The sequence below is a fragment of the Chondrinema litorale genome (genome assembly GCF_026250525.1).
GTDB classification, from domain to species: Bacteria; Bacteroidota; Bacteroidia; order Cytophagales; family Flammeovirgaceae; genus Chondrinema; species Chondrinema litorale.
In genome coordinates this window covers 3,293,150-3,314,628 of the sequence record NZ_CP111043.1, presented here as the reverse complement: position 1 = coordinate 3,314,628, position 21,479 = coordinate 3,293,150, and the positions used below count along the sequence as shown (strand labels likewise).

Genomic DNA, 21,479 nt, shown 5'->3' with positions numbered 1-21,479 from the left:
TCGGCCAAAAGAGGATGACTTTTTAAGAAGTATTGCAACAAGCTTCGGTACTTGTATTTAAATTTATCAATATTATGAGCACAATTTCAGCAGTATTATTATTTGGAATGCCAGGGGGATGGGAAATGTTTATCATTATCTTCGTTGTCCTGTTGTTATTCGGTGCGAAAAAAATCCCTGAACTCGCAAGAGGCCTTGGAAGAGGTATTAGAGAATTTAAGGATGCCACCAAGGAGATAAAAGACGAAATAGACGAAGAATCTAAATCAATTAAGAAAAGTGTAAACGACTAATTATAGTCGCTTAAACTGATCTACTTTTAGAAAGATTTTATCTGAAAATATTTTTTGGTAATTAGCCGAAAGTACTCAATTACTTTCGGCTTTTTTAAAATTATCACTCATTGTACTCTTCTTATAAAGAAACCCGAGACGCGCTGCAGGCTGGAGAAGTTACCTGTGTAGAACTGGTAAAGCATTATTTAAAAAACATTGCCAGTCAAAAAAACCTGAATGTATTTCTAGAAACTTTCGATACTGAAGCCCTTAGCAGAGCAAAAGAGATCGATCAAAAAATAAAGTCTGGAACTGCAGGTAAACTTGCAGGTATGGTAATAGGCTTAAAAGATGTAATCTGTTATAAAGACCATTCTTTACAGGCTTCCAGTAAAATTCTAGATGGGTTTGTTTCAAAATTTAGCTCAACAGCAGTAGAGAAAGCACTTGCAGAAGACGCTATTATAATAGGCAGACAAAACTGTGATGAGTTCGCGATGGGCTCTTCAAACGAAAACTCTGCTTTCGGACCAACAATTAACCCTCATGGTGACAACCTTGTTCCTGGAGGTTCTTCAGGTGCTTCGGCAGTAGCTGTGGCCGCTAACATGTGTTTAGTTTCTTTAGGTTCTGATACAGGTGGTTCGGTTAGGCAGCCAGCTGCTTTTTGTGGCGTTGTAGGTACTAAACCAACTTATTCAAGAATTTCTAGACATGGGTTAATAGCTTATGCATCATCATTTGATACAATCGGTATTCTTTCTCATACTACCGAAGATGCAGCTCTAGTATTAGAGGTAATTGCAGGAAAAGATGATTTTGATGCAACTGTTTCTCAAAAAGATGTTCCCGCTTACAGTAAAGTTACAAACACTGGCAAAAAGTGGAAAATAGGTTATAGTAAAGAAAGTATAGAAAGTAAGGGTTTACATCCTGAAATTAAAGAACGAATGGAAACTACCATTAACCAGTTAAAAGACGCTGGTCATGAGGTTACTATGTTCGATTTTCCTTTGCTAGATTATGTATTACCTACTTATTACATTCTTACTACAGCAGAAGCTAGTACTAACCTTTCTAGGTTTGATGGTGTACGTTACGGATATAGAACTCCTTCTGCTACAGCTTTGGAAGAGATGTATAAAAAATCTCGCTCCGAAGGTTTTGGTGAAGAAGTAAAAAGAAGGATTATGTTGGGTACTTTTGTATTGAGTGCAAGCTATTACGATGCATACTTTACAAAAGCACAAAAGGTAAGAAAGCTCATTAAAGAAAAGACGAGCGAACTTTTTGAAGAATACGATTTTATAGTACTTCCTACTACTCCTGCTCCACCATTTAAAATTGGTGCTTATAGTAAAGAAAGTGTGGTAGATTATTACCTTGCCGACCTCTTTACAGTACAAGCAAATGTGGCCGGAATTCCGGCAATTTCGATTCCTGCGGGTAAAAGTTCAGATAATTTACCTATAGGATTACAAGTGATGTCAGAAGCATTTAGTGAAGAAAAACTGTTTGAATTTGCTGCAAGTCTTGAGAAAGATCTTGCTCAATCTTACAATGTCACAGAATAATATACAATCTTTTCGTTAGATTGTTAATCTTTTGATATCCAATACTTTAATTTCAAATAATTAAACCATATATTCACGTAACTTAAACTTCTTTGGTTTAAAATCTTTGAATAAATCATGTTTAAAAGATACCTCTTTTTATTAATTTCTTTTTTACCAGTTTTTTCATCATTTGCTCAAAACACCCAGTATATAGAATCTGACAGTGTTTTTACAGTTGCTCTTCCTCCTGGTTATTTATTACCATTCCAAGAAGAAGAAGCTTATCTGACAGCAGCAGAAATTGAAGAAGAGGCAGTAAGCAGGATGTTAAAATTTGACACAACCTCTGCTTTTAATCTAGAGCAGATAGATTACAATTCCAGTTTTATACCTTCTGTATCAGATGAAGTTATCCAAGATAGACTTGCTAAAATTGAAAATGGAATCGAGCTAAACTATCACCAAAGAGTAAGATTGTTTATCGATTTTTTCTCAGTAAGAAAAAGAGAATTTACACTGAGAATGATGGCAAAGAAAAATATCTACTTCCCTCTATACGAAAAGAAGTTAGCAGAACATGGCTTACCAGACGAACTAAAATACTTATCAATTATAGAATCTGCACTTGATCCTAAAGCGGTATCAGTTGCCAGAGCAGTTGGTTTATGGCAGTTTATGTATTACACTGGTAAAATGTATGGCTTAAGTGTTTCTAGTACAGTAGATGAAAGAAGAGATCCCGAACAAGCAACAGAAGCAGCCTGTAAACATTTAAAATATCTTTATGGCAGGTTTAACGATTGGGAGTTAGCAATTGCTGCCTACAACTGCGGTGAAGGAAATGTAAAGAAAGCTCAGAGAAGAACTGGAAAGGTGAAGTTTTGGGATATTTATGAAAGACTTCCAAGAGAAACTCGCTCTTATCTGCCACAGTTTGTTGCTATGATGTATGTGATGGAATATGCTGATGACCACAATTTGATTCAAGACAAACCATATTATGCTATTCCAAAAGAAACTATTTATGTAAATCAGTCAATTGATTTGAAAAAACTGGCTGACGAACTAATGGTTTGTGAAGATGACTTGCTAGCATTGAATCCGAAATTCAAATACAATTATGTACCTGCCGGAGTTAAAAACTACCCTATAAATATTCCAGCAGCAAGATTGAGTCTTTACCTTGATAAGCAAACAAATATTTTAGCTAAAGTTAAGGCTACTGCACCTCCAAAACCTGTTTATGCTAGCCGTTCAGGCTCTGGTAGTATTTCTAAAGAAGGGAAATATTACTACACTGTAAGAAGAGGAGATGTTTTAGGCTCAATTGCTCAAAGAAACGGCGTTGGATTATCTCAACTAAGAGCTTGGAATAACATTTATAGCAATAAGATTTATCCTGGACAGAAGTTAGTAATTTATGGCAAAGGGTCAAACCCACCAAAAGTTACAGCAAGTAATACTACTCAAAGAAATACCACTACTACATCTAGTAATGTTACTGCCTCTCTACCAAAAGGGAAAGTACATGTAGTAAAAGAAGGAGACACATTATGGGGTATTTCCAACTTATATAAAGGCCTAACTGTAGAAAAAATAAAAGAGCTTAATAACCTCAAAACTAGCCGACTAAAAGTTGGACAGAGGCTTAAGCTCGGTTAATAAAAATATCTATTTTTAAAGATTAATCTTAATAGCTTTCCTTATCGTTTGGAAAGCTTTTTTCTTTTACATCTGAAATGTAATTCTGTACAGCTTCAGTCATAATAGAATACAAATCTGCATATCTTCTCAAGAAACGAGGATTAAAATCTTTAGTAATACCCAATACATCGTGTAATACCAAAACTTGTCCATCGGTATGTTTACCTGCTCCAATACCAATTACAGGAATTTTTACCGCTTCAGATACTTTCTTGGCTAATGCTGCTGGTATTTTTTCTAAAACAATTGAAAAACAACCACACTCTTCTAGCAATAAGGCATCTTCAATAAGCTTTTGTGCTTCCGCTTCTTCTTTAGCTCTTACAGTATAAGTTCCAAACTTATAAATAGATTGAGGTGTAAGACCTAAATGTCCCATTACAGGCACTCCAGCACTCAATATTCTTAATACTGATTCTTTAATTTCGCTTCCTCCCTCGATTTTTACTGCATGTGCCCCAGACTCTTTCATAATTCTAATGGCAGAGCGAAGTGCTTCTGAAGAATTTCCTTGATAAGAACCAAAAGGTATATCTACCACTACAAATGCTCTTTTTACAGCTCTAATTACTGAAGAAGCATGGTAAATCATTTGATCTAATGTGATGGGCAAAGTTGTTTCGTGACCAGCCATTACATTAGAAGCAGAATCTCCAACCAACAAAATATCTATTCCGGCAACATCTATAATTTTAGCCATAGAATAATCATAAGCAGTAAGCATAGATATTTTTTCTCCCCTATCTTTCATATCCTGTAAAATATGGGTGGTAATTCTTTTAATATTGGCTTTATGAACTGACATGTGACTTTTATTTATGTTTATGCGAATCTGAGGATTATTTACAGAAATTTCAAGGCTTTTTGAAACAGGATTTACATAAGGCTGTTTACATTTAAATTAAACTTGTATCAAACACTCTCATGCCCTATCTATTCAATAAAAACCTTCCTTTTATTAAAGAAAATTATCCCGGAAATAAATTTGAGAATGGTCAGTTTATTGGCGATTATCCAAGAAAACAACCTTCGTTTTCAACAATTCTTAAGTGGCAACTTTCTAGAAACCCGCAGAAAGAAGAAAAGAAAAATGACCATTATTCACCCAGAGTAGTTAAGGATAATAGCATTTTTGAGAATGATGATAATCAAGTAGTTTGGTTGGGGCATGCATGTTTTCTATTAAAATAGCAGGTAAGCTTTTACTTACTGATCCATGTCTTAAAGATTTACCAATTATGAAAAGAAGACATGAACTGCCTTTTTCTATTTCCGAAATAAAAAATTTGGACTACATCTTATTTTCTCATGCTCATAGAGACCATTATGATGTAGCTTCATTAAAAGAAATATTAAAAAATAATCCGCAAGTCAACTTTTTACTTCCGCTAAAACAAGGAGAGTTACTAAAAAAACTAGGTGATTATAATTTTCAAGAAGCAGCTTGGTATCAAATATTTAATACTCCTGATAACTTCAAAATCACTTTTTTACCAGCTCAACACTGGAATAAAAGAGGTTTAGCTGATTTTAATAAAACTTTATGGGGAAGTATTTTAATAGAATTTGAAAACAAAAAAATCTACTTTGCTGGAGATACTGGTTATGCTGCTCATTTTAAAGACATTAATAAATTAATTGGCCCAATGGATATTTGCTTTATGCCTGTAGGAGCTTATAAACCAGAATATATGATGGAAGCATCTCATGTTAGCCCAACAGATGCAATTAAAGGTTTTCATGAATTAGAAGGCAAGCAATTTATACCTATGCATTATGGCACTTATGATTTATCTGATGAACCCGCTGGTGAGCCTATTAGAGTTTTGAAAAAAGCTTATGAAAATGGTAAAATAAATGGGGATCTGAATATCCTTGATGTCGGAAAGCCGTATTATTTCTAATGTATTACTATTAAAAGAAATTATAAGACAATTAGTCGAATTCTATATTTTCGCACAGAATTTATTATAGAGACTAAACTTTTCAATCATTCTCTAAAGGAACAAATGCAATTATGAATTTTGAAGTTTTTCTTACATCAGAAGGCTTAATAAGTCTACTAACACTTACAATTCTCGAAATAATCTTAGGAATCGATAACATTATCTTTATCACCATTATAGCTAGTAAACTGCCTACAGATAAGAGAGATAAAGCCAGAAACATTGGCATTCTGATGGCCCTTGGTGTAAGAATACTACTCTTAATGGGAATTACTTGGATAATCGGACTAACAGACCCAATATTTAGTTTACCATTCTTAGAAGCAGTTGATATAGACCCTGATTTTAGTGGTAGAGATTTGATATTATTATGCGGAGGACTATTTCTTATTGGTAAAAGTACCGCAGAAATTCATGATAAGTTAGAAGGTGAAGAACATGAAGATAGTAATGTAGTAGCAAAGAGTCTTGTTAAAGCTGTTATTCAAATAGTTTTAATTGATATTGTTTTTTCTTTTGATTCAATTTTAACAGCTGTTGGGTTAGTTCAGGAGATTGCAATTATGATTGCAGCAGTAATTATCTCACTTTCAATAATGATGTTTGCAGCAAAAAGTATTGGGAATTTTGTAGAAAAGCACCCTACTCTTAAAATGCTGGCACTTTCCTTTTTGGTGTTAATTGGCTTTTTATTGGTAATAGAAGCTTTTGGAGAGCATGTACCAAAAGGATATGTGTATTTTTCTATGGCATTTGCTTTTATAGTAGAAACATTAAACATGAAAATGAGGAAAAATACGATTAAAGATACCCTTGTAAAAGACAAGAATTAAAGCTCGACCTTTTCTCCTTCTTTAGCTATAAAGAAACCTTTTGCCAATATAGTTTTAGTTTCATCACTTTTGATATTATGTAAAGGATTGGTATGATTCAGATGTATGAATCGTACCTTTTCTTTTTCCTCAGGTTTTAGATTACTGAATAAACCCATGCTTTCTTCTATAAATGGGTGTGGAATTTCACTCATATCTCTTCCGACAACTTCTCCATTTTTATAAAAAGAGCCATCTATATAAGCAACATCTACCTCTTTAATTACTTCAACAATACTTCTATCCCACTTGCTCCATTTATCAATGTCTGGAATAAAAAGAGCTTTTTTTGCATTTCCAACAATTATATATCCTACGGTTTCTGAAAACTCATCTCTGTGAGGAACTTGTAAAGGTGTAACTGAAATATTTTCGGTTAAGCTAACAGTAGAATCTGATTTTAAAAGATTTAGCTTAATATTATTGAGCGTAACCAACTGAGACCAAGGACCATTGTTCCTAATAAAACTATCCATTCGTGGCATAGCAAAAACATCTACTTTAGAGGTACCAATTATTTCCCTACCCAATTCCATTAAGCCTGTGTAATGACCAACATGAGCGTGAGTCAAAAAAATACCACTTGGTAGTACATCTTCAGAATTATCTAATAGTGTATTAATATTATGAAGTTGATCTTTGAAATCAGGTGTGGCATCAAACATCCAGAAATTATTTGTTTGTGGATCGACCAAACCTAAACAAGCAACCATTTTTCTTTTGGTGTTATCTTTCCATACTTCTGTACAACAAGATTTTTTGCAACCAGCTTGAGGAAAACCGGCATCTTGGGCAATACCTAAAACAACTAAATATGGATTTTTGGATTTTGTATCTTTTTGTTTATTAGTACATGATGAGTATGAAATAATAAGAAGTACTAGAAAAGAATAGGAAAACCTCATTTATAAAAAATATTAAACTAAATTTCGAACTAGAATTAATTGACAAGATCATCAATAAATACACTTTAATTTCATGAAACTATTACTAAAAATCAAATTCATTGCATTAGTAATTGCTTTAACTAGCTGTAATACCCAGTCTTCTAAAGGCGTATTTGACAGAACATTTCAACTCCAACTTTTAGCTTCTAACAGCACTCTTGCTGAGGGCCCAGCCATAGACAAACAAGGAAATATTTATTTTTCAGATCAGCCTGGAAACAAAATAAGTAAGATTGATACTACCGGAAATGTAAGTGTATTTTTACACCCAGCGGGTGTTACTAATGGAATTACTTTTGATAACAATGGAAAAATGTTGCTTTGTCAATCTGGAGCAGACAACTTTCCACAAGCCCCAAGTGCTGCTTTAAGAAGAATCGTAAGAATAGAAAACAAAGATTCAGTAACTGTACTTGCCGATATATATAATGGCAATCGATTTATAGCTCCCAATGACATTTGTGTTGACAAAAAAGGGCGAGTGTATTTTACTGATCCTTATTATGGAAAACCACAAACCGAAAAATCTCAACCAGTTAGTGGAGTTTACAGAATTGATCTGTCAGGAGAAGTTGTTTTAATAATTTCTGACTTACAAAGGCCAAACGGAATATTGATTACTCCCGACCAAAGTAAACTTTATGTATCTGATCGGGGAACTCAACAATTACATCAATATGATCTTTCTGTTGATGGTGAAGTTTCAAATGATAAAGTTATATATGATTTTTCTCCAAATAGAGGAATTGATGGTATGTGTATGGACCAATCAGGATTAATATATGGAGCTGCTGGTGAAAAAGAAACTACAGGTGTATATGTTATTGATCCAATTAAAGGTGAAAAAATAGATTATTTTCAAATGCCAGAAACCGCATTTAATGTTGCATTTACTGGTAATAACAGCAATGAACTAATAGTTGCTTCTGGAGGCAATGTTTATAAAATTAAAACCCAAAATAAAGGGATAGTTTTGCCCCATTAATTATTTAGAATTCTCATTTAGATATCTATACACAGCTTTGGCTATTTGGATATCTTGAATGACTACACCTGTTAAATCTGCCACAGTTAACTGATTTTCATTAGCTCTATGAAATGATTTATCTTTAATTACATTACCTAATTCAACAACATTACTATCTGAAATAAGACCATTAATCCAAGCCTGAAAAATTTCACCTCTACTTCTACATTGTTCTAGGCTATCAGTCACAACTAAATCAGCTTTGGCTAAGATTAAAGATTCTAGCTCATTTTTTTCTGAAGTATCAGATCCAACTGCAGTAATATGAGTACCTCTTTTTATATGTTTATCAATAAGTACAGGTTCGGCTGCAGATGTTGTGGTTATAATTAAATTGCAATTACGACCAATATCTGCTGTATCACTACTTACTGATACATTAAATCCTTTTTTATTCATCTCTACAGCATACTCTTTTGCATGCTTTTTATTTCTACCCCAAACTAACACATCTTTACAGTCAGTTACTTTTTCCAGATATTCTAATTGCTGTCTCGCTTGGATACCTGTACCAATTATACCAATTTTCTCAATTGATTTAGGTGCAAGGTATTTGGCAACTATTGCACCTGCTACAGCAGTTCTTACAGATGTTAGATAGCCTTCATCTAATAATATGGCTAAGAGTTCTCCAGTTTTTTTGCTAAAAACTAACATAACTCCATTTGCTGAAGATAATCCAATTGCAGGATTATCATAAAACCCAGAGGCTATTTTAATCACATAAACATCATCCTCATCGACATAACCATACTTAATATGTACTTCTCCAGGAGGCTCATCAAATAACATTTCTCCAACTGGTGGTACAGTTACTTTCCCTTCTGAAAAAGCAATAAATCCATTTTCAATTCCCGAAATAAGGTTAATTTGCTTTACTGCCTCCTTAATTTCTTCCAGATTAAAAATTTTAGTCATTATAATTTGACTCAAAAGATAAAACTTAAAAACTCCGAACAACTAATACTAGCAAATATATTTAATGAGTCACACTGTTTTCTATAAGATCGTTAAAATATAGAAGCCCTAAGATAAAAGATAACAAATAACCCGATACTGTAGCTATTCTTATTATCCATTCATCTGTCTTTTCCTGAGAGATATTTTTCATTTTTGAATATTTTGGTTGAAAACAATATGCTTTACTAATAAATATAACTAAAATTCTTTTCCTATAAGAAATAATAGTACATGATATCTTAAATATTTCTTATACCGTTTTTTAGAATTCCTTATTTACTTATAAGAGGATACTTACTTCAAAAAATCAAAATATTTAACATGTTTAAAATTATCCATCTTCCATTTTATTGAATTTAAAGGTAAAACGTAATAAAAGCCCATATTAAAAAACCTTTTTCAATGCTTTTTCTTACAATCTAATTCAGATAAAAAAAAAGTGGAATACTATATACAATGATTTCTATATACAATAGAATAATGCGCAACGTTATTCAGCATAGTTTTTAAGAAGCTGTATATCTTTTTTTTTACAACCTGCTTAAGTAATTCAATAAAAAATAATAAAAGCAGTTACTAATAAAAATTAATAGAAACAATAAAGCATGCTCTTTTTATTTGTTCACTTTCAATAGATATAACTGATACTAGCTACTTAAATAGGATTTTTGGTTTAAAGATTATTTCAACCTGTAATATTTTTAGAATGAAAAATTTACGATTTGCAATAGCATTGCTGTTACTTTTTTCTGTGCAGTGGGCAAATGCACAAAGATATAATGCCCGAAAACAATACTGGAGCTTAGGCGGGTCAGTAAGTATGCTTAACTACTTTGGCGACATCACTCCTTCTACTGGATTTGCAAGCATTGACTTTAAGCAATCGAGAGTTGGTATAGGATTTACAGCTGAAAAAAAAGTTGGCTCTTTTATCTCTAGTCGATACGGTATCATGTATGGCGCTATTTCAGGAGACGATTACAATAATGATTTTTATGATAGTGAAGGAGGTGGTACTGGTAGATATACAAGAAACCTTCACTTTAGAACTCGAATGGTAGAAGTTTCAGGAGCAGTAGTAATAGATTTATTTAGAAATAACAGCTATTTCTATAAAAGACCTAAAATTCCAATCCCATACTTTACTATTGGAGTTGCAGCTACTTATTTTAATCCCCAAGCTAAAACACCATACGACCTTGGAGGAACTTGGGTTAACCTTAGAAACTTACAAACAGAAGGTGTAAATTACTCACCAATAGCAATTTCAGTACCGCTTGGAGCAGGTATTAGATATAAAGTCAGTCCTAATATAGACTTTAGTGCAGAAATGGTGTTGAGATATGCATTTACAGATTATTTAGATGATGTAAGTGCAACTATTCCTGAAAATACCGAGGGGATGAGTGAATTAGCATTAGCAATGGCATACAGAGGTAGCGAAGAACGTGCAATGATGACAGAAGCATTAAGAGAACCTGGTGCAATTCAAACATCTAAAACCGCAGAACAACTTGCAGGAAAAGGTAGAGGTGGTTCTGCTACTGATATGTACCTAGCTACTACTTTCAAAATCAGTTATATAATCGGCACAAGCCGTTATACTGCAAAATATAGAGGTAGATAATTACTTCTACTTAACCAAAAAGGAGGCTAATTTCAAGACCTCCTTTTTTATTTTATTTCATCATAAAAGTCATGAAAGATATTTTCCAGTTCCTCTCTGAAACTAGATTTATCTGCAATTGAAAGAATAATCTCACAAATGTATATTCTGAATTTTTTTAATTGATTTTGTACTTCAAGTTTTTGAAGCAATTCGGCTAGCAATTCTTCAAAGAAAACGTAAAAGTTATCATCTAATATTTCATCTGTTTCTTCTTCAAAATCGCCTACTAATTCAATCGAGAAACAGATTATTTCTACAAGATGATTTGTTTTAGGATTCAACATCTCAAACTCATTAAGAATTATTGAAATTTTATCAGTATCTGGTTCAAGAAGGTTTCCTTCATCATCTTCTATGATAAACTCATCTTCAATTTTGTCTTTATATTTTTCTAAAACCTCTCGTCTACCTGATCGTAAAGCCATCTTATAATAATCAGATACAACCTCAAACCGCTCAAACAAATCACCTAATTGCTCTACCAATTCTTGCTTTTCTTGTTGTTGCAAAAAATGCTCAAAAGCGTCTCTATTAAATACTCTCTTTCTCAACTTAATTCTATAAAAAGATGTACTAATTACTTTACAATTTCAATCGACTCAATATATACATTCTCTACTGGCCAATCACCTTCTCCTACTTCTTTAGATGCTATTTCATCAATAATATCTAATCCTTCAATCACTTCTCCAAAAACTGTATGCTCTCCATCAAGATGTGGAGCACCACCAATGTTCAAATAAGCAGTCTTTTGTTTTTCAGAAAAAGTTATCCCTTTTTCATCTGCCATTGCATCTAATGTTAATTTATCGTATTGCTGACCATGTACAAAATAAAAATCAAAGGGATTGGATTTTTTATCTGGGTTATTTTCGTAGTTCCTTGCTGCAGCTAAGGCACCTTTTTTATGAATATTACCACTCTTAAACTCTGCTGGTATGTTATACTTACCAATTTTTCTTTTCTTTCTGCCATGGGCCAAATCATCTGACCCTCCTCCTTGAACAACAAAACCCTTTATAACTCTATAAAATAAAGTGTTGTCGTAGAAATCTTTTTTTGCAAGACGAATAAAATTAGCTCTATGCAAAGGGGTATTTTCATACAGCTTAATTTTTATATCTCCCAGTGAAGTTTTCATTATAACCTGATCTTCAGGATTTTCCTTAGCATATTCCGTAAGAAAAGAAACTACATTTTTGTCAGTTAAAACAGTATTATCTTCTACCTTCTTCTGTTTTTTTACTTTTTCTTTTTCCGATTTATCTTTTGAGTTTCCTGAATCATCTTTATCACCTCCCTCACTACAACCAACTAACAAAAGACACAAAATACCTAAAAGGTATATTTTATAAGTCATATTAAATTTCAACTTTATAAATTATATCAAGTTTATTTTGAATTACCTAAGCAAATATATCTAATCCAACTAAGCAGTAAAAAACCTTACTATTTAAATTAAAGACATAAAAAATACCCAAACTTTTTAGGAAGGGGTATGTAATATAATAAATGCTTTAGTTTAGAAGTAGCGGTGGCAGGAATCAATCTAAGTTGACACAATTATAAGATGTGATACGTAATGTTTGAGAATCAAAAAACATTTACTAATTCTCCTGTTTCTTTTTTAGAAGACTTTGTTGTAGGGAAATGAGGATTTTGTTCAGCTAAAACTTTTTGCTTTTCTTCCTTAGCTTCAATTTTAGCATCCATCTCTCTAAAAAAATTAACCATTTCTTTTTTCTGTTTCTTAGTCATCTCTTTGTTATTTAGCTCGATCTACAATAATGAAAGTGCAAATTTATAAGAAAAATAAGGAGAAACTAAGAATAGTTTAAATCTATTAACCTAAAAAAATTTATAATCGAAATCATATAAATATTACATGTTTTTTTAGTAATACTGAAAGAAAAAAGAGGCTTCAAAAAGCCTCTTTTTTCTATTCTTTTAAAAAGTAAATCATTAAAAAATCAATTTGTAGGCGGAAAATCATTGATTGGTACTGCTTCTAACTCTACATATGGTAAAGTAGCATTAAACTTTGAGTTTATTACATCAATAAATTGATTTGCTACAAAAGCATTTCCTCGCGAATTAGGATGTACACCATCTAATGAAAATAATCCAAATGGTGGAGCTAAGGTAGCATCAACCGTAACATCATAATATCTAGTAATACCACTACTAGCAAAATTTTGAAAAATAGAATTGATATCTACTAAACCCACATTATCACCTCCCAGACTTGTAACCAAATTAGCAATAATTGTATTTAGATCGATTACTCTTTGACTTATCTCTTCAATTTCAACAGATGTAAGTATATATTCGTCTGGAATACCTTCTCCATTCATAAGCCAAATTGAAATAGAATCTTGAGGTACAATCATGCCTACCATTTCGTCTTCTGTCATTTGTCTTATACTTGGAATTCCAAATGCTGTTAAATCTGGCAAATCTTCATCTTCAATTAAAAATGCATTTGCACCTTCTTGAAAACTTACTGTTGGTCTTTGTTGGCTCTCTGGTAAACCTGGAGTAGAGTTATACAATTGAATTCCACCATTAAATTCTGCATAACCAGCATTTAATTGTACTGCTGTTGCTGAATCCAAAGTCAAAAAATTATATCCAATTGTATTAAAGAAAGGAATATCAGTAATGCTTGGAATATTTGCTACAACTCCTTTTGCCCCTGTAACCAAAACTGATTGTAATACTTGTGAATATAAATATTCAAAAGTGGTTGGGTCGGTAAAGATTGCTTCATTCGTTGCTCCCGAAATGGCATATCCTAGTACATCATTACTTCCTATCCATAAAGTAAAAAATGATGGCAAAGTAGATAAAGCATCTCCTAAAATAGTTGATACTCCTGGCTGAGTTGCAAATCGTGCATAAAGCGGATTATATAATGCAGAATTTGGATTACCTGTTTCAGGACTAACTAGTTGGCCAAGTAAAATGCCCGGCACGCCAAAATTGTTTAGCTCTGTCTTTTCACCTGTATATGCTGTTGGTATTTCACCTGGAATAAGTGGTGCTGGTAGTGATTCACTATTCAATTTTAACCTACCTAAAATCACAGTTCCAGCCATGCCAAAATAACCATTTTCAGAATTAATATCTGGTTGATTAAATGAACTCGAAGGAGTACCAGTTCCATCAATCTCTGCCATTGAGCTAGATAATTGTGCTGGAAATGAATTCGATTGCCCTCTTGTATAAAGCGCTCCATCCATATAACCAGCGGTTAATGAGTTACCTATCGCCACATAATTAGAAAAATCTGCAGAACCAGCAGTAGCAGGAACTACTGCAGGATCTGTAGGCACTGAGGTTACGCCATCGAGTAAGTTATCTTCGCATGAAGACAAAATAACTGTACTAAATAATATATATATTAAATAAAGTTTCTTCATTTTCACATCTAATTTATTAGTTCAAAAATTGATCGAAGGTAATAGAGATATAATACATCTGACCTACAAATGGCGCTCCTATGTTCGTGCGGTAATCATCTCCTAAAATATTTGTACCACCTGCTTTAATTATAGATTTTAAAGATTTCACTTTATAACTAAGAGCTGCATCCATAAGACCATAAGAAGGCATATTAGCTTCGCCCCAGGTATTATACCAGTAATATTGTTGCTGCCAACGATATGAAATATTGAAACCTAAATTCTTTACAATTTCTCTGTTACTAAAAGACAATGAGAATCTATTTGGAGGTGTATTGAATCCCGGTTTGAAAGTCACAATTTCTGAAGATTCATCATATTCAAAATCAGCATAGTTATATGAACCGTTCAGTATATAGCCTTTTGGCAAATTATAAGTAATACCAATACCAATCCCTAATGATCTCACCTCTGCATTACTATTTATATAAGGCTGAAATGGTGTACCTACAGGTAAAGTCTCACCTTGGTGTGTTGATTCATTTTTTAGATAAAATAATTGCTGATTGATAAAATCGCGATACCAGTTTCTATAAAAATTAATATCAACCATCACTTTGTTATCAAACACACCTTTATAACCAATCTCAAAAGCACTTAACTTTTCAGGTTGTACATAATCTATATCAACAGTTTCTTGCTCTCCTGTAAGTGGATTTATAATATATGCTCCACCATGATACAATCCGTACCTCTCTGCATTATCTTGAGTTCCGCCAAGTAGGATACCTGTACTAGATGGAAAATATATAAACTGAGCTTGTGTATCAGGATTTCTAAAACCAGTTTGGAAAGAAGTTCTTATATTATGCAAGTCTGCCACCTTATAAACAGCAGAAAGGCGTGGTGTAACTTGCCCTTTAAAGTTCTGGTTTTTATCGTATCTAAGTGAACCGGTAAGCTTTAACTTCTCATCAAAAACTTTTTTAGATAGCTGAGTATAGAAACCGTATTCATTAATACCAATTCTTTCGAAATTAGTACCATCTTCTGGATCTTCATTAAATATAGTACCATCTGAGAAAAGTGAATAACGACGAACATTACCTCCTACTTGAATATCAATTGGTTCAAAATCTATAAAGTTATAGTTAAACTCAGCATGGTAAGTTCTGGATTTATCTATAAAGCGAGCTCCTGGAGGTGTTCTTTGGAAATACCTATTTTCTCTCACTTCTTTTACCATATTATTAAATACACTTGGATCACTTGCATAAGCCTCTGTTCCAGGATAAGGGATACCTGAGTCTGCTGTTGCTCTAGCAGCACGATGTGCATCTTCTTCATTTAATATAGTACCTAAAGGAACTGCTGGGTTAGCTAAACCTAATAAACCTAATTTGGCAAGCCCATAAATAACACCATAAGTCGGAACCCATTGAGCTTCTGAACCACTAAAAGCTTCATTTACATAAGCACCTAAAGCAGACATATTATATGAGTCCCCAGCATTAGAAAGTGTAGTGTATGCTCTTACAAAGTAGTGATCAGACTTTAATTCGAGTTTGTGAAACTGTTGACTAAAACCACGAATTGCATATTTTTCGGCTCCTTGATAGATTGTACTACCCGTTCCAAACCTATAACTATAACTTGCTTCTAAATTATCATTAATTCTATAGTGAAGCGCCGCATCCGCTTTTATACTTCTTGCTTCAAAATCATCAATCAGATCTTCTTCTTTCATACCTGTACGAGTTACTACAGGATTATCTAGCGTTCTAAAAGCATCAGCAAGTGTTTGATCCGCAGGGATTCCCAAGCTGGCAAGCGCACCAACTTCTATAGCATTAGCCAAAGCAGAATTAACCGGAACTGTAATCTTAGCTTCATCTCCATATAAATTCATTCCATCAAAATCTGGTGAAATCCCCGGATCGTTACTTCTTACTTGATTAGCATAAAAACGATCAGTGGTATAATCGTTACCCACCCAATCTTCTGCATCGAGTACAGAGAAATTTACTTTAAATGCCAGCTTGTTATTAAAAGACTTAGCCCATCTTGCTGAAAATGAATTCATCGGATGCGTACCACCAGCATCAGACTTTGTTACACCTGTTTTAACTTGCACACTTAAACCTTGGTAATCGAAAGGACTTTTACTTGTAAATATCAGAATACCATTAAATGCATTTGGACCATATAAAGCAGAACCTGCTCCTGGTACTAATTCAACCGATTCGGCATCGAGCTCAGAAATACCTACAAGGTTACCTGTAGGGAAGTTTAACAGAGGAGCTGAATTATCCATTCCATCGATTAACTGCACAAAACGCGTGTTGGCATTTGTAGTAAAACCTCTTGTATTAACTGAGGTAAAAGTGAGGCTACCCCTATTTACATTCACCCCTTTAGTAAATGACAATGCATCGTAAAAATCTGGTGCAGCAGCTTGTTTAATTGCCAAAATATCCAGTTTTTCCACCGTTACAGGAGACTCTAATATGTTTTCTTCTACTCTAGATGCTGAAACTACGATCTCTTGCCCCATTATAGCAGTTGTCTGCATATCTATTTCTACTTCCTGATTAGATGATGTTATATCTAACTCTTTGTTTTCGAATCCGATTACTGAAATAATGATTTTAAAAGGAAGTGGCGTTGATGTTTGCAGTCGAAAATAGCCATTAACATCTGTAGTGGTTCCTTTAACTGTACCTTCAATAACTATATTGGCTCCAATTAAAGGCTCTTTACTTTCTGAATCTTTCACGACACCGGATATTACGTTCTGTGAAAATACCCACGTACTAATACCCAACATCATTAAGGTCAATAAAGACCTAATGGTAATTGTTCTTTTCATTAAGTTCATATTTACTGTTAAAATTATATGTTGTTATTTATCAAAATAAAGCCAGAAATATAGAAAATTTCGCAAATAAAAATCATAACACAAAAAATTTAAATTTTAAAAAATCAAACCTTTTATAAGGGATGTTAAAAGTCAAAACCATATAACTAAGACAGGAGAGAAAGTAGTATAAGTTATAAGATTAATACTAAAAAAAGTTAGATTGAACGGATTTGTGATATGTTTGTCTAGTTTAAATTAAATATAATCATTTTTTAATGCTTTCAAACTAGCATAATAAAAATACCATAATATTACTATAAACATACATCCTATATCACTCCCACAAAAAATCATTAAAATCACGAGAGAATTTGTTACAAAAAGTAGGTAAACGTTTATATGGCCCACATGAAAATGTTGATTTTTTTCATTTTTTGGACATTATTCAGTAGTTATCCCCCAAAATATCCCGATAAATGGGGTATTTCTTGGCATGCAATATAAGGTTAGCTTTGTAGAAGTGAATGAGAGAAAATAAAATCCTATCTAATTAAAGTTCTAGTGTCGATTAATTATTAAAAACACCGCTCAGTCGGTGTTTTTCTTTTTTTAATGTGAGCAAACCTTAATTGTTTTCCGTACTGTTTTTCGAGATGTACATTTTTTTCTAAATACTGAATATATAAATCCAACTTTTTACCATGCTTAATGTGTCATTATTAGTGTAAGTATTTTTGGAATACTGTATGATTTATTAACTTAAGGTAAATTTATGTGCTGATTTTTTTACTGTATGAATTCTAATGATTGACGAAGCAAAGCTGATTAAAGGCTGTAGCAAAAACGATCGTAAGGCTCAAGAACAGCTTTACGAGCATTACTGCAAGAAAATGTTTGCAGTGTGTTTGCGCTATTGCCGAAAAGCTGAAGATGCAGAAGACATACTTCAAGAAGCTTTTGTGAAAGTCTTCAACAATATTTCTACTTTCCGTAAAGAGTCTAGCCTCTTTTTCTGGATAAAGAAAATTGTAATTAACACAGCACTAAATTACCAAAGAAGCAAACTTTATCTCTACCCTATGGTAGATGTTAGTGACTTACACTACTTATCGGATAAAGAATTTACACTAGCCAATATCCATTATAATGACCTACTATCCTTATTACAAAGCCTACCAGATGGTTGTAGAATCATTTTTAACCTTTATGCTATCGAGGGTTACCAGCATAAAGAAATAGCAGAAATGCTAGGCATAAGTATAGGGACCTCTAAATCTCAGTATTCCAGAGCCAAATATCTGTTAAAAGAAAAAATTGTATCATCAGAAAAAGTGCTTTATGAAAAGCTCCAACAAAAACTCTAAGACAGACTTTGAAAATGCCTGGGCTAAAGCGTTTGAAAATGCGGAGGCTACTCCATCCCAAAACGTCTGGGAGCAGATAGATCATAACCTAAATAAAGCTGACCATATTAGATATAAAGGATATTATAGATTTTATAGAGGCATTGCTGCTGCTTCTGTTACAATCACTTTGTTAATGAGTGGCTTGTTTGCCTATAATTACTTTAACTCAGAAGAAACTCAAAATACAATCTCACAAAACAATTTAGATACTAAAAATAAATCGACATTAAAAGAAACTGAACAAAACCAAAATAACAGTATTGCTAATTCAAATAAAGCAAGTCAATTAATTGAAGAAAGTGAAAATGAATCGCTAGCTAAGCTTAACTATGATGAAGAATCTAAAGGTGAATATTTAGCAAAAAACCAATCTAACATTTCTGAAGGTGATAATAATCTAACTCAGCATAAAGAAGACGATACTGATACTTCTAATCACCAGATACAAAGCAGAATTTTTCAGACGAGTAACGAAGCATTTAATGCGGTTTCGCAATCTTCTGTACTTGTTCAACAATCAAATTCTCAAACAGAGAAATTTGATATAGATAGGCTTCCCATCATTTCTGTTGAGAGAAATAAACTTAAGTTAGTTCCCATTTTAGTTAAAAAAGAATCTCCAGAAGAGACAAAAGTTTCTATTACCACTTTAGCACAAGAGCAAGTTGCGCTAATTAAAGAGATTGAAGAAACAAAAAATGTAGTAAGAGACAGAAGTAAGAAGTTTTACGCCAACTTAAATGTAAATACAGATTTCTTTAACCCAAATTTTGAGGTAAGTAACCCAACTATTAGCACTGTGGTTTTAAATGATGTAACTACTGTAGCTGGTGAAGAAATATCTACTGTTTTACTAGGCCAAAGCAACTCTCCTAACCTTTCATTCTCATATGGCATTAATATGGGGGTTAAGCTTTCTGGCAAATGGTTAGTAGAAAGCGGAATTAATTATGCCAACTATAACACACACACACAAAGTAATTTGACAGTATCAGATTTAAATAATGGCACTACTATTCCTGTAACATTACTCAATAAACCAGTTATTGAAAACTCGCCTTTAAGTGCTAGTTTATTAAATTTGGGAGATATCTACTCTATCAATAACTCTTTTGAGTTTGCGTCAATCCCAGTAAAAGCCGGTTATATTATTGGAATCCACAAAGTTAACTTAATACTGAAGGCAGGAGTTAATACAGATTTGTTTATAAGGAATGAAATTACTTCTGATAATAGTTCAATAGACTCTTATGTAAATAAACCTAGCGACAGCGAATCACCATTTAGAAAGGTGCATGTAAATGGCTTAATAGGTAATGAGATCAATTATGCAGTAAATCAAAACTACAGTTTCTCTTTAGAAACTAATTACAGGTTTGCTCTAAATTCATTAACCAAAAACGAAGATATTTACAGCAAACCTGATGCTTATGGAATCGGAATGGTATTTAGATACCATTTCAACTAAAAAGTTCAGCTTAATATCATCAAGCTTCTTCCATTCCATATTTTTCTTTTAATGTATCAACCAGTGTGATATATTCTTCCATAGACTCTTCCTCGCCTTTTCCCAAATATCTTTTCCAGAAATCATATTTAAACTGACCCTTAATATCAAAAGTACCCGGTCTGTCTCCTTTTACATCACCTTCTGTCGCTTGTTTATACAACCCGTATAATTTCAATAACTCTGTATTATTTGGCTTTGACTTCAACTTTTGGACTTCTTCTCTAGCTAGTTCAAACTTTTCTTTCATTTAAATATCAATTAGTTGTTGTATATCTGTTTTACTTATCTTTTTCTTGTTTATTTATTTTTTCTAGCATTTTTAAATCCTTCTCAGAAAGATCAATTACCTCAACTCCATACTTCTTAATTAAGAACCTTTGCTTATAGAAGAATTGTGCGGCTGAACACACTTCACTCGTAAAATAAGCATTAAAGCCATTACCTATAACAGCTCCATTTATTGGAATTACTCCTCCTACTTTTGCTTTTAATAGTTTAATACTAATAGAACTAGTTAAAGTGGAAAACATACTTAAAAAAGTTGTTTTGTCTAAATCTTCTTTAGCCTCTTTATTAGTCATGTTTTTGGTTTGATTTACCAAACGTTCCATTACAGACTTTCTAGCAAACTCATTTTCAGAAGCAGCATACTCTAGTATATTAAGGGCAAAAAGGCGTTCTTTTTCTAAGCTTATATCAAAGCCATAGTGAGCAGCATATTCATTTACAGCCTTTCTATTTAGGTTTATGAGGGCTACAACATCTTTTGGCACACCATGTAAACTCACAGCAGAAGAATAGTCGCTTTCTTCTTCAGAAACCAAGGTTTGATATTTCTTACAAATATCGCCTATGAGCGGTTCTATATCTTCTAAATCCAGTGTAGAAATATCATCTGGATTGTTTATTTGTACATAACCAGAGTCTTTGTATTTTTCAATAATTGTATCGAAACTAAACTTCTCAGATTGAAAATTCTGAAATAAGTCGCTAACTGCTTGTTTAGTATTATCTGCAATTTTATCTAGTCCCGGAATTTTCTTTAACCATTCACCAGCCTTTATAAACGGTTGAGGGATACTACTTAAAAAACTGTTTATTTTATCACTACCCGTCTGTTGCTTTTTCTCATTCAGTTCCTTTAAAACCTGTAGTTCGAATCGAGAAGGAACATCATTCTTTTTCTCGGGGATTTCCATAGAAATATGCTTTAGAAAAGATATATGTACTATATATCATTATAAATATACAAACCAATAAGCTTATTGAGATTTAATTTTTGAGATATTTTATAAGTATTGGTTCGCTTATTACTAAAATATTTTCGGCAAACTAAATCTCTT

Annotated in this window: 20 protein-coding genes; 10 read left to right on the top strand and 10 right to left on the bottom strand. The window is 32.9% G+C overall.

Annotated elements, in window-relative coordinates; all coding sequences use genetic code 11:
• The first annotated feature begins 74 nt into the window (after nucleotides 1-74).
• The 3 genes from OQ292_RS13650 to OQ292_RS13640 all read left to right on the top strand — a co-directional run bounded on the left by OQ292_RS13650 (nucleotide 75) and on the right by OQ292_RS13640 (nucleotide 3,493).
• A complete protein-coding gene (locus OQ292_RS13650; protein WP_284682691.1) occupies nucleotides 75-293 on the top strand; it encodes a Sec-independent protein translocase subunit TatA/TatB in 219 nt (72 codons plus the stop codon).
• 110 nt (nucleotides 294-403) lie between these two features.
• Nucleotides 404-1,849: an Asp-tRNA(Asn)/Glu-tRNA(Gln) amidotransferase subunit GatA gene (gatA, locus tag OQ292_RS13645; protein WP_284682690.1), complete on the top strand. Its 1,446-nt coding sequence runs from the start codon at nucleotides 404-406 to the stop codon at nucleotides 1,847-1,849.
• A 117-nt stretch (nucleotides 1,850-1,966) separates the two neighbouring features.
• Nucleotides 1,967-3,493, top strand: coding sequence for a LysM peptidoglycan-binding domain-containing protein (locus tag OQ292_RS13640; RefSeq protein WP_284682689.1), 1,527 nt, complete (start codon nucleotides 1,967-1,969; stop codon nucleotides 3,491-3,493).
• 28 nt (nucleotides 3,494-3,521) lie between these two features.
• On the opposite strand, the gene panB is transcribed toward OQ292_RS13640, so the two are convergent.
• Nucleotides 3,522-4,340, bottom strand: coding sequence for a 3-methyl-2-oxobutanoate hydroxymethyltransferase (panB, locus tag OQ292_RS13635; protein ID WP_284682688.1), 819 nt, complete (start codon nucleotides 4,338-4,340; stop codon nucleotides 3,522-3,524).
• Nucleotides 4,341-4,459: 119 nt separating this feature from the next.
• Here panB and OQ292_RS13630 point away from each other — a divergent pair, with 119 nt between their 5' ends.
• From OQ292_RS13630 to OQ292_RS13620, 3 genes are all read left to right on the top strand, one after another.
• Complete coding sequence (locus OQ292_RS13630) at nucleotides 4,460-4,726, top strand: hypothetical protein (protein WP_284682687.1); 267 nt, start codon at nucleotides 4,460-4,462, stop codon at nucleotides 4,724-4,726.
• A complete protein-coding gene (locus OQ292_RS13625; protein ID WP_284682686.1) occupies nucleotides 4,708-5,439 on the top strand; it encodes an MBL fold metallo-hydrolase in 732 nt (243 codons plus the stop codon). The genes OQ292_RS13630 and OQ292_RS13625 overlap by 19 nt, the downstream gene beginning before the upstream one ends.
• A 113-nt stretch (nucleotides 5,440-5,552) precedes the next feature.
• Nucleotides 5,553-6,314, top strand: coding sequence for a TerC family protein (locus OQ292_RS13620; RefSeq protein WP_284682685.1), 762 nt, complete (start codon nucleotides 5,553-5,555; stop codon nucleotides 6,312-6,314).
• Here the strand turns inward: OQ292_RS13620 and OQ292_RS13615 are convergent.
• Nucleotides 6,311-7,258, bottom strand: coding sequence for an MBL fold metallo-hydrolase (locus tag OQ292_RS13615; protein WP_284682684.1), 948 nt, complete (start codon nucleotides 7,256-7,258; stop codon nucleotides 6,311-6,313). The two genes, OQ292_RS13620 and OQ292_RS13615, sit on opposite strands and share 4 nt — an antisense overlap.
• Before the next feature lie 73 nt (nucleotides 7,259-7,331).
• Here OQ292_RS13615 and OQ292_RS13610 point away from each other — a divergent pair, with 73 nt between their 5' ends.
• Nucleotides 7,332-8,285 (top strand): SMP-30/gluconolactonase/LRE family protein, encoded by a 954-nt coding sequence (locus tag OQ292_RS13610; protein ID WP_284682683.1) that lies wholly within the window; start codon nucleotides 7,332-7,334, stop codon nucleotides 8,283-8,285.
• Here the strand turns inward: OQ292_RS13610 and OQ292_RS13605 are convergent, their stop codons facing one another.
• The gene (locus tag OQ292_RS13605) at nucleotides 8,286-9,245 is read right to left on the bottom strand and encodes a Rossmann-fold NAD(P)-binding domain-containing protein (protein ID WP_284682682.1); all 960 of its coding nucleotides are present in this window, start codon (nucleotides 9,243-9,245) and stop codon (nucleotides 8,286-8,288) included. It abuts the gene before it with no gap.
• Nucleotides 9,246-9,993: 748 nt separating this feature from the next.
• Here OQ292_RS13605 and OQ292_RS13600 point away from each other — a divergent pair.
• On the top strand, nucleotides 9,994-10,914 hold the full coding sequence (locus OQ292_RS13600; RefSeq protein ID WP_284682681.1) for a DUF6089 family protein: 921 nt from the start codon (nucleotides 9,994-9,996) through the stop codon (nucleotides 10,912-10,914).
• A gap of 47 nt (nucleotides 10,915-10,961) precedes the next feature.
• Here the strand turns inward: OQ292_RS13600 and OQ292_RS13595 are convergent, their stop codons facing one another.
• The 5 genes from OQ292_RS13595 to OQ292_RS13575 form a co-directional block, all read right to left on the bottom strand.
• Entirely contained in the window at nucleotides 10,962-11,507 is a 546-nt protein-coding gene (locus OQ292_RS13595) for a hypothetical protein (RefSeq protein ID WP_284682680.1), read from the bottom strand.
• A gap of 26 nt (nucleotides 11,508-11,533) precedes the next feature.
• Complete coding sequence (locus tag OQ292_RS13590) at nucleotides 11,534-12,316, bottom strand: peptidylprolyl isomerase (RefSeq protein WP_284682679.1); 783 nt, start codon at nucleotides 12,314-12,316, stop codon at nucleotides 11,534-11,536.
• 233 nt (nucleotides 12,317-12,549) lie between these two features.
• The gene (locus tag OQ292_RS13585; RefSeq protein ID WP_284682678.1) at nucleotides 12,550-12,714 is read right to left on the bottom strand and encodes a hypothetical protein; all 165 of its coding nucleotides are present in this window, start codon (nucleotides 12,712-12,714) and stop codon (nucleotides 12,550-12,552) included.
• Nucleotides 12,715-12,926: 212 nt separating this feature from the next.
• Complete coding sequence (locus OQ292_RS13580) at nucleotides 12,927-14,378, bottom strand: SGNH/GDSL hydrolase family protein (RefSeq protein WP_284682677.1); 1,452 nt, start codon at nucleotides 14,376-14,378, stop codon at nucleotides 12,927-12,929.
• A 16-nt stretch (nucleotides 14,379-14,394) separates the two neighbouring features.
• Complete coding sequence (locus OQ292_RS13575) at nucleotides 14,395-17,229, bottom strand: TonB-dependent receptor (RefSeq protein ID WP_284682676.1); 2,835 nt, start codon at nucleotides 17,227-17,229, stop codon at nucleotides 14,395-14,397.
• 794 nt (nucleotides 17,230-18,023) lie between these two features.
• Here OQ292_RS13575 and OQ292_RS13570 point away from each other — a divergent pair.
• Nucleotides 18,024-18,584 (top strand): RNA polymerase sigma factor, encoded by a 561-nt coding sequence (locus OQ292_RS13570; RefSeq protein WP_284682675.1) that lies wholly within the window; start codon nucleotides 18,024-18,026, stop codon nucleotides 18,582-18,584.
• A complete protein-coding gene (locus OQ292_RS13565) occupies nucleotides 18,559-20,094 on the top strand; it encodes a hypothetical protein (protein ID WP_284682674.1) in 1,536 nt (511 codons plus the stop codon). The genes OQ292_RS13570 and OQ292_RS13565 overlap by 26 nt, the downstream gene beginning before the upstream one ends.
• Nucleotides 20,095-20,113: 19 nt before the next feature.
• Here the strand turns inward: OQ292_RS13565 and OQ292_RS13560 are convergent, their stop codons facing one another.
• Both OQ292_RS13560 and OQ292_RS13555 read right to left on the bottom strand, forming a co-directional pair.
• Nucleotides 20,114-20,383, bottom strand: a complete 270-nt coding sequence (locus OQ292_RS13560; RefSeq protein ID WP_284682673.1) for an acyl-CoA-binding protein — start codon at nucleotides 20,381-20,383, stop codon at nucleotides 20,114-20,116.
• Nucleotides 20,384-20,414: 31 nt separating this feature from the next.
• Nucleotides 20,415-21,335, bottom strand: coding sequence for an EcsC family protein (locus OQ292_RS13555; RefSeq protein WP_284682672.1), 921 nt, complete (start codon nucleotides 21,333-21,335; stop codon nucleotides 20,415-20,417).
• Nucleotides 21,336-21,479: the final 144 nt, after the last annotated feature.